General features: G+C 74.4%; 2 protein-coding genes. Both read left to right on the top strand.

Going from position 1 to position 13,803, the window contains the following annotated elements:
* The first annotated feature begins 115 nt into the window (after positions 1–115).
* A complete protein-coding gene (locus tag FVE25_RS35755; RefSeq protein WP_181019820.1) occupies positions 116–8,509 on the top strand; it encodes a type I polyketide synthase in 8,394 nt (2,797 codons plus the stop codon).
* On the top strand, positions 8,499–13,802 hold the full coding sequence (locus FVE25_RS35750) for a type I polyketide synthase (protein ID WP_157251723.1): 5,304 nt from the start codon (positions 8,499–8,501) through the stop codon (positions 13,800–13,802). The genes FVE25_RS35755 and FVE25_RS35750 overlap by 11 nt, the downstream gene beginning before the upstream one ends.
* The last annotated feature ends 1 nt before the right edge of the window (position 13,803 follow it).

Below are 13,803 nucleotides of genomic sequence, written 5' to 3'. Positions count from 1 at the left end.
GCGGTAACTACGTGCCACCGCCGGTCCATGGGCCCCGGCAAAGTCCGCGATTAGGGTCTTAATTACTTGCCCAATAGTCGCGAATATTCAACACCCGGCTTGAGGTGGCGTCCTGATGGTTGGTGAGTCGAATCAGCTGGCTGGGATCGCCGTCGTCGGCATGTCCTGCAGGCTTCCTCAGGCCGCCGACCCCGCGCGGTTCTGGCGCCTGTTGCGTGACGGCGTGGACGCGGTGACCCCCGCCCCGGAGAATCGGTGGCCGAACGCCGCCGACTACCGCCACGGCGGTTTCCTGGACGACGTCGAGGGTTTCGACGCCGCCTTCTTCGGCATCTCGCCGAACGAGGCGGCGGCCATGGACCCGCACCAGCGCCTGGTGCTGGAGCTGGCCTGGGAGGCCCTGGAGAGCGCCCGCGTGCTCCCCGACGACCTGCGCGGCAGCAAGGCCGGCGTCTTCCTGGGCGCGATCTCCAACGACTTCGCCGCCCTTTCCGCCGGCGGCAGGCACGGCTACACCGGCGCCAACCGGGCGATGATCGCCAACCGGGTCTCCTACGTGCTGGGCCTGCGCGGCCCCAGCCTCACCCTCGACGCCGGCCAGTCGTCCTCTCTCGTCGCCGTCCAACTGGCCTGCGAGAGCCTGCGCCGCGGCGAGACCGGCCTGGCCATCGCCGGAGGCGTCAACCTCAACCTGCTGGGCGAGACCACCAACGCCATCGGCGAGTTCGGCGCGCTGTCCCCCGACGGCCGCTGCCACACCTTCGACGCGCGGGCCAACGGCTACGTGCGCGGCGAGGGCGGCGGGCTCGTCGTCCTCAAACCGCTCGCCGCCGCCATCACCGACCGGGACGTCATCCACGCGGTGATCCTGGGCGGCGCCGTCAACAACGACGGCGGCGGCGCGGGCCTGACCGTCCCCAGCGGCCGGGCGCAGACCGAGGTCATCGAGCTGGCCTGCGCTCAGGCGGGGGTCGCGCCCGGTGCCGTGCAGTACGTGGAACTCCACGGCACCGGGACCAAGGTCGGCGACCCGATCGAGGCCGCCGCCCTCGGCTCCGTGTACGGCAAGGCCCGCGGGGCCGGCGAGCCGCTGCTGGTCGGCTCGGTCAAGACGAACATCGGCCACCTGGAGGGCGCGGCGGGCATCGCCGGGCTGCTCAAGGTCGTCCTCAGCGTGAAGCACCGCGAGCTGCCGGCCAGCCTGAACTACGTCACGCCCAACCCCGACATCCCCCTCGACACGCTCCACCTGCGCGTCGTCCCGCGGACGCAGCCCTGGTCGGCCCGGCGGCTGGTCGCCGGCGTCAGCTCCTTCGGCATGGGCGGCACCAACTGCCACCTCATCGTCACCGAGCCGCCCCGCCTCAGCATCGGCGGCGCCCGCAAGCGCCAGACCGCCCCCTCCGGCCAGGCCGAGACCCCGTGGGTCTTCTCCGCCCGCTCACCCGAGGCACTGAAAGAACAGGCCAGGCGGCTGACCGAGGTCGAAGCCGACCCCGCCGACGTGTCCTGGAGCCTGGTCCGCAGCCGCGCCGCCTTCGAGCACCGCGCCGTCGTCCTCGGCCCCGCCAAGCGTGAGGCTCTGGCCGCCCTGGCCGCCGGGCACCCGCACGACGCGGCCGTGACGGGCACCGCCTTCGTCCCCGGCCGCACCGGCCGGACCGCTTTCGTCTTCCCCGGCCAGGGCGCCCAGTGGCCCGCCATGGCCCGCTCCCTCCTGGCCGGCTCGCCCGCCTTCGCGGAACGCGTCGCCGAATGCGCGCTCGCCCTGGCCCCCTTCACCGACTACGACCTCATGGACGTGCTGCGCGAGAAGCCCGGAGCCCCCGGCTTCGACCGCGTGGACGTCGTCCAGCCCGCCCTGTGGGCGGTCATGACCGGCCTGGCCGCGCTCTGGCAGGCTCACGGCCTGCGCCCCGACCTCGTCATCGGCCACTCCCAGGGCGAGATCGCCGCCGCCACCGCCATCGGCGCCCTGTCCCCCCAGGACGGCGCCCGCGTCGTGGCCCTGCGCAGCAAGGCCATCGCCGGGATCGCCGGCAAGGGCGGCATGATGTCCGTGGCCGCGCCGCTCGACGTCATCGAGACCACCATGGCGCGCATCTCCCGCCACATGGCCCTCGCCGCCGTCAACGGCCCCCGCTCGTTCGTCGTCTCCGGCCCCACCGAGGCCCTCCACGAGCTCAAGGCCCGCCTGCCCGAGTACCGCAGCCGGATCGTCCCGGTCAACTACGCCTCCCACTCCGTCGAGGTCGAGCAGGTCCGCGACCAGGTCCTCGCCGCCCTCGCCCCGGTACGGCCGGCCTCCACGTGCACCACCTTCGTCTCCACGCTCACCGGCAGGCCCATCGACACCGCCGACCTGGACGCCTCCTACTGGTACGCCAGCCTGCGCCGGCACGTCCGCTTCGGGCAGGCCGTACGCGTCGCGCTGGCCCAGGAGACCGGGGTGTTCGTGGAGTGCAGCCCCCACCCCGTGCTCGTGGGCGGCGTCACCGAGACCGCCGAGGCCGCCGGGCACGAGGTGGCCGCCGTGGGCACGCTCCGGCGCGACGACGGCGGGCCCGACCGGGTCATGCGCTCCCTCGCCGAGGCGTACGCCGGGGGCGCGGACGTGGACTGGAGCGGGCTGTGCGGCAGCGGCCGTCTCGTGGACCTGCCCACCTATCCGTTCCAGCGCCGGCCGTACCCGCTCGCCTCCCCTGGCGTGGTACGGCCGGCCGTACCGGCTGTGACGGAGACCCCGGGCGCGGCGGAGACCTTCACCGGGGACGTGCGGGAGCTGGTGCTGAGCACGCTCGCCGGGCTGCTCGGGCACGAGGACGCGAGCGCGATCGAGCCCGCCAGGACCTTCAAGAACCTCGGCGTGGAGTCGGCCACCGCACTGGACCTGCGCAACCGGCTGCGCACGGCCACCGGGCTGAAGCTGCCCACGAGCCTGCTGTTCGACCACCCGACGCCGCAGAAGCTCATCGACCACGTACGCGGGCTGCTGCCCGGGACTCAGGCCACCATCCCCGATCACCACGATCGGGTCACGGCGACCGCTCCGGACGACGACCCGGTCGTGGTGATCGGGATGGGCTGCCGGTACCCGGGGGGCGTGGCCTCGCCCGCCGACCTCTGGCGGCTCGTCAGCGACGGCGCCGACGCGATCACCGAGTTCCCCGCGAACCGGGGCTGGGACCTTGCCCGGCTGTTCGCCTCCGGGCAGGATCGCTCGGGCACCAGCGACACCGGCCACGGCGGCTTCCTGCACGACGCCGACCGGTTCGACGCCGCCTTCTTCGGCATCAGCCCCCGCGAGGCCGCCGCCATGGACCCGCAGCAGCGGCTCCTGCTGGAGATCAGCTGGGAGGCGGTCGAGCGGGCCGGCATCGACCCCGGCGCCCTGCGCGACAGCGCGACCGGCGTGTTCGTCGGCGCCATGGCCCCCGACTACGGGCCCCGCCTGCACCAGCCGGACGGCCAGGCCGACGGCCACCTGCTGACGGGCACCGCGCTGAGCGTCGCCTCCGGCCGCATCGCCTACTCCCTCGGGCTGCGCGGGCCCGCGCTCACCACCGACACCGCGTGCTCGTCGTCCCTGGTCTCGATCGTCCTGGCCACCCAGGCGCTCCGGCGCGGCGAATGCACGCTGGCGCTGGCCGGAGGCGTCACCGTGATGTCCACGCCCGGCATGTTCGTGGAGTTCAGCCGCCAGGGCGGCCTCGCCCGCGACGGCCGCTGCAAGGCGTTCTCCGCCGCCGCGGACGGGACCGGCTGGGCAGAGGGCGCCGGCATGCTGCTGCTGGAGCGCCTGTCCGACGCGCGCCGCAACGGCCACCCGGTGCTCGCCGTCATCCGCGGCGGCGCGGTGAACCAGGACGGCGCCAGCAACGGCCTCACCGCCCCCAGCGGGCTGGCCCAGCAGGCCGTCATGCGCCAGGCGCTGGCCGACGCCCGCCTGACCGGGGCCGACGTGGATGTGGTCGAGGCCCACGGCACCGGCACCACCCTCGGCGACCCGATCGAGGCCGAATCGGTCATGTCGGTCTACGGGGACGTGTGGCTGGGCTCCCTCAAATCCAACATCGGCCACACCCAGGCGGCGGCCGGGGTCGGCGGCGTCATCAAAATGATCAAGGCTCTGGAGCACCGGACCCTGCCCCCCACCCTGCACGCCGCCGAACCCACCCCCCACGTGGACTGGACGGCCGCCGACGTCAGGCTCCTCACCTCCCCGGTCTCCCTGCCCGAGGGCCGCACGCTGCGCGCGGCGGTGTCCAGCTTCGGCATCAGCGGCACCAACGCCCACCTCATCCTCGAACAACCCCCGGCCGCTTCTCCGGCCCACCCGGCCTCCGGCCGGGAACTCCTGACCTGGGTGATCTCCGCCAAGACGGGCACCGCCCTGCGCGCCCAGGCCAAGCGGCTGCGGGACTTCGCCGCCGGCGCGCCCGACCTGGACGCCGCCGGACGGGCGCTGGCCGCCAGGACCGCCTTCGCGCACCGGGCCGTGGTGGTCGCCCACGGCCGTGCGGAACTGGTCGCCGCCCTGGACGCCCTGGCAGACGGCGTGCCGCACGCCGCCGTCGTCACCGGGGTGGCCGAGCAGGACGCGCAGCCCGTCTTCGTCTTCCCCGGCCAGGGCTCCCAATGGGCCGGCATGGCCGTCGAGCTGCTGGACGCCGACGAGGTGTTCCGTACCGAGCTGCGCCGCTGCGACGCCGCGCTCAAAGCGCACACCGGCTGGTCCGCCGAGGACGCGCTGCGTGCGGAGGGCAAGCTGGAGGGGTCCGACGTCATCCAGCCGGTGCTGTTCGCGGTGATGGTGGCCCTGGCCGCGGTGTGGCGGCGGGCGGGCGTCGAGCCGACGGCGGTCGTCGGCCACTCGCAGGGCGAGATCATCGCCGCCTGCGTCGCGGGCGCGCTGTCGCTGGAGGACGCGGCCAAGGTTGTGGTCCTGCGCAGCCGGGCGCTGATGGGGCTGGGCGACCGGGGCGGGATGCTGGCCCTGGCCGTCCCGGCCGAGCGGGCCGGCGAGCTGATCGAGCCGTGGACGGGCCGCCTGTGGCCGGCCGTACACAGTGGGCCGGAAAGCTGCGTGATCGGCGGCGACGCCGACGCGCTGGACGAGTTCGCGGCCGCGCACGGCGAGCCCCTGCAGGCCCGCAGGGTGGCGATCGGCTACGCCGCCCACACCCCGCACATCGAGGCGCTGCGCGAGGAGATCCTCACCGCCCTGGACGGCATCAGCCCGCGCCAAGGCCGGACCGTGTTCTGCTCCTCCCACGCGGGCGCCCCGATCGAGCACGCCGAGCTGACCGCCGCCTACTGGTACACGAGCCTGCGCAACCCCGTCCGCTTCCAGGAGGCGGTCGAGTCGTTCGCCGGGACGCCGCTGTTCATCGAGACCAGCCCGCACCCGGTGCTGACCGGCCACATCCAGGACACGCTGGCGGCCGCGGGCCGCTCCGGCGGCGCCACAGGGACCCTGCGGCGTGGCGACGGCGGACGGGCCCGCCTGCTGACCGCGTTCGCCCAGGCGCACGTCCTCGGCGCCCCCGTCGACTGGCCCGCCGTCCTGGGCGCCGGAGCGGTGCCCGACCTGCCCACCTACCCGTTCGAGCGGGAGCGCTACTGGCTCGACGGCGCATCGTCCCACGCGGACCTGGCCGCCTCCGGCCTGGAAGCCTCGCGCCACCCGCTGCTCGGCGCCGCCGTACCACTCGCGGCCGGGGACGGTCACCTGCTCACCGGACGGCTGTCGCTCTCGGCCACCCCGTGGCTGGCCGACCACGCGGTGGACGGCGTCGTCCTGCTGCCCGGGACCGCCTTCGTCGACCTGGCCCTGGAAGCCGCCGCGACCGTCGGCGCCACGTCGCTGGCGGATCTGACGCTGGAGGCGCCCCTACGCCTGACCGCCGCGGAGGCGGTGCAGATCCAGCTGACCATCGCCGCCCCGGACTCCGGAGGCCACCGCGACCTGGCCATCCACGCCCGCCCCGCCGCCGACCTCGACGCTCCCTGGACCCGCCACGCAACCGGCGTCCTGTCGGAGACGCCCGAGGCTTCCGAGACGGAGCCGCTGGTGGCGTGGCCGCCTCCGGACGCCGTCGCGGCGGACCTGGACGACGTGTACGACCTGCTGGCCGAGCGTGGGTACGGATACGGCCCCGCCTTCCAGGGGCTGCGGGCCGCCTGGCGCTCCGGCGACGACGCCTACGCCGAGGTGGCGCTGCCCGAGCACGTCCGGGCGGACGCCGACCGGTTCACCCTGCACCCGGCGTTGCTCGACGCCGCGCTCCACCTGCTGGTGCTCGACACCGCCACCGACCCGGGCACGCTGCTGCTGCCGTTCTCGTGGAGCGGCGTGAACGTCTCCGCGCGCGGCGCGCAGGCCCTGGGGGTACGGCTGTCGCGCAAGGCTGAGGATCGGTACGCGCTGACCGTGTACACCGAGACCGGCACGGAGATCGCCACGGTCCGGGACCTGACCCTCCGGGCTGTCCCGAAGACCGGCGCCGCCCCGTCGGCCGAGACCTACACCGTCGCGTGGACCGAACTGCCCGAGCCCGAGCGCGGCACGCGCGCCTGGGCCGTGGTCGGCTACGACTCCTTCGCCGACGAGGTGGGCGGGCAGCGGTACTACGACCTGGCCTCGCTGGCCGACATGAGCGTGGAGGTCCCCGAGACGGTGCTGGTGCCGTGCGAGCCCGACGCCGAGGACCTGCCCTACTCCGTGCACGACGCCCTCTACCAGGCGCTCGACCTGGTCCAGGGCTGGGTGGGCGACGAGCGGTTCGCGCAGTCCCGCATGGTCGTCGTGACCAGGGGCGACGAGGTCGTGACCGCGCCGCTGTGGGGCCTGGTCCGCTCCGCCCAGGCCGAGCACCCGGGCCGGTTCGCGCTGGCCGACGTGGAGCTCGGCTTCATCGACTGGGAGCTGCTGGCAGCGGCCGACGAGCCCCAATTGCGGGCCCGTGACGGCAAGCTGCTGGCGCCCCGCCTGACCCGCCGGGCCGCCGGGGCCACGGCGGAAGGGGCACCGGCGAGCCCGCTCTCGGCGGACACGGGCTCGCCGGCCCCGGAACCTGCCAGCACGTCAGACCCCGGCACGTCGGACCCGGCCGCGGGTGCGGGGGAGCGCGACACGTTCGCCGCTCTCCTGGCCGGCGGGCCCGTGGTGGTGACCGGCGGGACCGGGTCGCTGGGCGGGCTGGTGGCCGAGCGGCTGGTCACCCGGCACGGCGTGCGTGCGCTGGTGCTGGTCTCCCGCAGCGGTACGGCGGCGCCCGGCGCTGCCGAGCTGGCGGGGCGGCTGGAGGCGCTGGGCGCCCGGGTGACCGTGGCCGCGTGTGACGTCTCCGACCGTGACGCGCTGGCCAGGCTGATGGCGGGGGTGCCGGAGGCGGCCGGGATCGTGCACACGGCGGCGGTTCTGGACGACGCCACCGTGGCGGGGTTGTCGGCGACCCGGCTGGACACCGTGCTGGCCCCCAAGGCCGATGCCGCCTGGCACCTGCACGAGCTGGCCGGTGCGCGTCCGCTGATCCTGTTCTCCTCGGTGGCCGGGGTGATCGGCACCGCCGGGCAGGCGAACTACGCCGCGGCCAACGCCTTCCTGGACGCGCTGGCCGCCTACCGGCTGGCCAGAGGGCTGCCCGCGGTTTCGGTGGCCTGGGGCGCGTGGGAGACCGGCATGGCCGGGCACCTGGAGGGCGCCGACGCCGCGCGCATGTCGCGTGCCGGTGTCGCGGCGCTCTCCGCCGAGCAGGGGCTCGACCTGTTCGACGGCATCGTGGCCGGCCGGGTGCCGGACGCCGACGGGGCGCTGGTCGTGGCCGCGCGCTGGGACGGCGGCGCCCTGCGGCAGCGGGCCGAGGACGGGGAACTCGCCTCGATCCTGCGTGGCCTGGTGCGGACGCCCCGCCGTACCGCGGACAGGGGGCGCGGTGAGGCGGCGGGCGGCGGCGCGACGGCGCTGGTGGAACGGCTGGCCGTCATGGGCGAGGCGGACGCGCGCGCCCACCTGACCGGGCTGGTCCGCTCGCATGTGGCGGCGGTGCTCGGGCACGGCGGCGCCGACCGGGTCGGCGTGGACAAGTCGTTCAACGAACTGGGCTTCGACTCGCTCACCGCGGTCGAGCTGCGTAACCGGCTCAATGCCGACACCGGCCTGCGCTTGCCGGCCACTCTCGTCTTCGACCACCCGACGGTCAGCGCGCTGGCCGAGCACCTGTTCCAGTCCCTGGCTCCGCGGACGCCCTCTCCGGAGGACACGCTGCGTGGGGCGGTGGAGAAGGTCGAGTCCATGTTGCTGGCCGCCAACGGCGAGGGCGAGGGGATCAAGGGACGGCTGGTCGCCATCCTGCAGAGCGCCCTCACCCGGTTCGGTGGCGGTGGCAGCGGCGGTGGCACGGCGGCGAACGGCGCCGCCGAGAAGATCGTTTCGGCCTCCGACGAGGAGATCTTCGCCTTGATCGACAACAGGGGCATGGCGGAAGGACCCGATCATGGCAACTGAGGAAAAGCTCCGCGATTACCTTAAGCGGGCCACGGTCGAGCTCGCCGAGACCCGGCAGCGCCTGGCCGACGCGGAGGCGCGCAGCCATGAGCCGATAGCGATCGTGGGCATGGCCTGCAGGTACCCGGGCGGGGTGGGCTCGCCGGAGGAGCTGTGGGACCTGGTCATGTCGCGGGTGGACGCGATCACCGAGTTCCCCGTGGACCGGGGCTGGGACGAGGACCTCTACGACCCGGACCCGGCGGCGCCGGGCAAGTCGTACACCAGGCACGGCGGGTTCGTGCACGACGTGGCCGACTTCGACGCCGCCTTCTTCGGGGTCAGCCCGCGCAACGCGCTGGCCACGGATCCGCAGCAGCGGATGTTCCTGGAGGCGGCCTGGGAGGTGTTCGAGCGGGCCGGGATCGACCCGGCGGCGCTGCGCGGCAGCCGTACGGGCGTCTACGCGGGGTGCATGTACACCGACTACGCGGCCAGGTTCGGCCACGGGGCGATCCCGCAGGCGGTGGAGGGGCTGCTGCTGACCTCCAGCACGTCGAGCGTGTTGTCGGGGCGGGTCTCCTACACGTTCGGGCTGGAGGGGCCGTCGGTCTCCGTGGACACGGCCTGCTCCTCGTCGCTGGTGGCGATCCACTTGGCGGCGCGGGCGCTGCGCAACGGGGAGTGCGCGATGGCGCTGGCCGGCGGCGTGACGGTGCTGGTGCCGCCGGACACGTTCGTGGAGTTCTCCAAGCAGCGCGGGCTGTCGCCCGACGGGCGGTGCAAGTCGTTCTCCTCCACCGCGGACGGCGTGGCGTGGGGCGAGGGCGTGGGGATCCTGCTGCTGGAGCGGCTGTCGGACGCGCGACGCAACGGGCGGCGCATCCTGGCGGTGATCCGGGGCACCGCGATCAACCAGGACGGCGCGAGCAACGGCATGACCGCGCCCAGCGGCCCGGCCCAGGAGCGGGTGATCGGGCAGGCGCTGGCGGACGCCCGGCTGACCACGGTGGACGTGGACATGGTGGAGGCGCACGGGACCGGCACGAAGCTCGGCGATCCGATCGAGGCGCAGGCCATCTTGTCAACGTATGGAGCGAATCGGGCGGAGGCGTTGTGGCTCGGCTCGGTCAAGTCGAACATCGGCCACGCCCAGGCCGCCGCCGGAGTCGCCGGCGTGATCAAGGCGGTGATGGCCTTACGGCACGGCGTCATGCCGCCCACGCTGCACGTGGTCGAGCCCACCCCGCACGTGGACTGGTCGGTGGGCAAGGTCAACCTGCTGACCGAGCCCCGCGAGTGGACCCGCCGGGACAAACGGCCGCGCCGGGCCGGGGTCTCGGCCTTCGGCATCAGCGGCACCAACGCGCACGCCATCCTGGAGGAGTACGCCCAGGAGGCGGTCAAGGCCCCCGCCGCCGAGCGGGCCGTCACCGGGGCGCCGCTGGTCTGGACGATCAGCGCGCAGAACGCCAAGGCGATGCGCGGACAGGCGGCCAGGCTCCGGGACTTCGCCCTGGCCAAGCCGCTGGCCGACGCCGCCGACGTGGCATGGAGCCTGGCCCGCACCCGCGCCGCCTTCTCCTGCCGCACCGCCGTACTCGGGGCCGATCGCGACGCGCTGCTGAAGGGCCTCGGCGCCCACCTGCGCGGCGAGAATCCGCCCGAGGTGGTCGAGGGCGTCGCCAAGGACGAGCTCAGGCTGGCCTTCCTCTTCACCGGCCAGGGCGGCCAGCGCGCCGGCATGGGCCGCGAGCTGCATGCCGCCTCGCCCGCCTTCGCCAAGGCCCTCGACGAGGTCTGCGCGGAACTCGACCGCCACCTGCCTCGCCCGTTGCGCGAGGTGATGTGGGCCGAGCCGGGCACCCCGGAGGCCGTGCTGCTCAACGAGACGTCCTACACGCAGCCCGCGCTGTTCGCGTTCGAGGTGGCCGCCTTCAGGCTGCTGGAGTCCCTGGGCGTACGGCCGGCCGTCGTCGCCGGCCACTCGGTCGGCGAGTTCGCCGCCGCGCACGCCGCCGGAGTCTGGTCGCTGGCCGACGCCGCCCGCCTGATCGCCGCCCGCGGCCGGCTCATGCAGAGCCTGGACACCCCGGGCGCGATGGTCGCGATCGAGGCCACGGCCGCGGAGGTCGCCCCCTCGCTGGCCGGGCAGGAGCACCTGGTCGGCGTGGCCGCCGTCAACGGCCCGAAGAGCGTGGTCGTCTCCGGCGCCGAGGACGCCTGCCTGGCCGTCGCCGAGCACTGGAAGGACCTCGGCCGCCGCACCCGCAGGCTCCCGGTCAGCCACGCCTTCCACTCGCCGCTCATGGAGCCGATGCTCGCCGCCTTCTCCGCCGTGCTGGAGAGCGTGGAGTTCGCCAGGCCGGCGCTGGAGTTCGCGACGAACCTCAACGGCGGCTCGTGGGCCGACCGGGAGTACTGGCTGGCGCAGATCCGGCGGGCCGTGCAGTTCCAGGCCATGATCGAGCGGCTGGACTCGCTCGGCGCCGACGCCTACCTGGAGGTCGGCCCGCAGGCCGTGCTCGCCGGGATGACCCACGACTGCCTGCCCGCCGTGGACCCCACCGTCCTCACCCTGAGCCGCCGCGACCGCTCGGAGACCGACGCGCTGACCGCCTGCCTCGCCCGCGCCTGGACCCTCGGCGCCCGCGTCGACTGGGCGGCGCTGACCGGCGGCGGCACCGCCATCGACCTGCCCACCTATGCTTTCGAGCGGGAGCGCTTCTGGCTCGACCCGCCCGTCCGCGTGGCCGACCTGGCCGTCACCGGCCTGCGCGAGGTCTCCCACCCGCTGCTGACCGCCGGACTCGACGTGGCCGACGACGGCGTGAGCGTCCTGACCGGCCGCCTCTCGCCCGCCGCCACCGCCTGGCTGGCCGACCACGCCGTCAACGGCGCTCCCGTCCTGCCCGGCGCCGCCTTCGCCGACCTGCTGCTCGAGGCCGGCGGCCAGATCGAGGAGATGGTCTTCGAGGCGCCGCTGGTCCTGGCCGAGCGCGGCGGCGTGCACCTCCAGATCGTGGTCGAGGCCCCGTCGGAGGAAGGGGTACGGCAGGCCCGCGTGCTCTCCCGCCCCGCGGCCGACCCGGACGCCTCCTGGACCCGCCACGTCCGCGCGGTCCTCTCACCCGAGCCGCCCGTCGCCTCGGCCTGCGCCTGGGCGGCGACCTGGCCTCCAGAAGGGGCGGAACCGGTCGAGGTGGCCTACGAGCCGCTGGCCGACATGGGCTACGACTACGGGCCCGCGTTCCAGAACGTGCGCGCCCTGTGGCGCTCCGGCGAGGAGATCTTCGCCGACGTCTCGGTCGGCGAACTCGACGTGGCCGGGCACTGGATCCACCCGGCGCTGTTCGACGCGATGTTCCACCTCCTGCTGATGGCCGACCCCGTGCCGGAGCTGCGCCTGCCGTTCGAGTTCCGCGGGGTGCGGCTGACCGCGCCCGGGGCGACCTCGCTGCGGGTACGGCTCACGCGCGACGGCGCCGACGGCTGCGCGATCGAGGCGGCCGACGCCTCGGGGCAGCAGGTGTTCGCCCTGGAGTCGGCCCGCATCCGCACGGTGGCCGCCGGCGCGCTGTCCGGCGGCTCGGCCGGGCCCGTGCCCTACGGGGTCGACTGGGTGGAGGCGCCCTCTGCCGGGGAGCCCGCCGGGGACTACACGGTCGTGCCGGTCACCCGGGGGACGCCGCGTGAGGTGGCCGCCCAGGTGCTCGGCGTGCTGACCGACGCCCTGCCGGACGAGCGCCGGGTGGTGTTCGCGCCGCGCGGCCTGGCGGCCGGGGTGGTGCGCGGTCTCGTGCGGACGGCGCAGACGGAGCAGCCGGGGCGGTTCGTGCTGGCGGACGTTCCCGAGGGGTTCTCGGACTGGGAGCGGGTGCTGGGGGCCGGGGAGCCCGAGGTCCGGTTCACGGACGGCAAGATCCTGGTGCCCCGTCTGGCCCGCCGTGCCGCGGAAGCCGCCACGGCGTCCGCCTCCGGAAACGCCTCCACGCCCTACCCGGACGCCTCCACCTGGATGAACGGGACCGTGCTGGTCACCGGAGGCACCGGCGGGCTGGGCAGCCTGATCGCCCGGCACGTGGTGGACAAGCATGGTGTGCGGGACCTCGTCCTGGTGTCCAGGCGGGGGCCGGAGGCTCCCGGGGCCGACGTTCTGGCCGCCGGGCTCCGGGAGAAGGGCGCCCGGGTCCGGGTGGTCGCGTGTGACGTGTCGGATCGCGGATCGCTGTCCACAGTTGTGGACGGCGCCGCCAACCTGACGGCCGTCATCCACACGGCAGGCGTCCTGGACGACGCCACGATCGACGGGCTGACGCCCGAGCGCATCGACCGGGTCTTCGCCCCCAAACTCGACGCCGCCTGGCATCTCCACAACCTCACGAAAAATCGGGATCTGAAGGCGTTCGTTTTGTTCTCTTCCCTGGCCGGGATCCTGGGCAACGCGGGCCAGGGCAACTACGCCGCCGCCAACGCCTACCTCGACGCCCTGGCCGCACACCGCAGGGCGCAGGGCCTGCCGGCCGTCTCCATCGCCTGGGGACTCTGGGACGGCGGCATGGGCGGCGACCTCACCGAGCTCGACATCGCCCGGCTCGCCCGGGCCGGCGTGGCCCCGCTCCCGGTCGAGCACGGCCTGGAATTGTTCGACACCGCGCTGGCCGCCGCCGACCCGGTGGTCGTGGCGGCCCGGTGGGACCAGGCCGGCCTCAGGGCACGGGCCGACGACGGCACCCTGCCGCCCCTGTTCAGGGGGATGGTGCGGACGCCGCGCCGTACCGCCTCCGACAAGACGGGGGCGGGCAAGCTCAAGGAACGGCTGGCCGCGCTCACCGAGTCGGAGGCCATCCGCCTGCTCACCTCCACCGTCCGCGGGCACGTGGCCGCGGTGCTGGCCCACGCCAGCGCCGACCACATCGACGTGGACAGCGCCTTCAACCAGCTCGGCTTCGACTCGCTCACCGCGGTCGAGCTGCAGAACCGGCTCAACGCCGAGACGGGCCTGCGGCTGCCCGCCACGCTCGTCTTCGACCACCCGACGGTCTCGTCGCTGGCGAAGTACCTGCACGAGACCCTGGCCCCGGCCGCCCCTTCGCCCGAGGACCTGCTGCGTGGCGTCCTCGAACGGGTCGGCTCCATGCTCACCACCGCCAAGGACAACGGCGAGGACCTGCGCGGCCGGCTGGTCGCCGTGCTGCAAAGCGGCCTGACCAGGTTCGGAGGCAGCAGTACCAGCGGCGGCGGCGACGAGGAAGTCGACATCGACTCCGCCACCGATGAGGAGATCTTCGCACTCATCGACAAGGAACTGTGAC

The organism is Nonomuraea typhae, assembly GCF_009760925.1.
GTDB lineage: Bacteria > Actinomycetota > Actinomycetes > Streptosporangiales > Streptosporangiaceae > Nonomuraea > Nonomuraea typhae.
The sequence above is the reverse complement of the archived record's forward strand: the minus strand, read 5'-3'. Positions and strand labels throughout refer to the sequence as shown.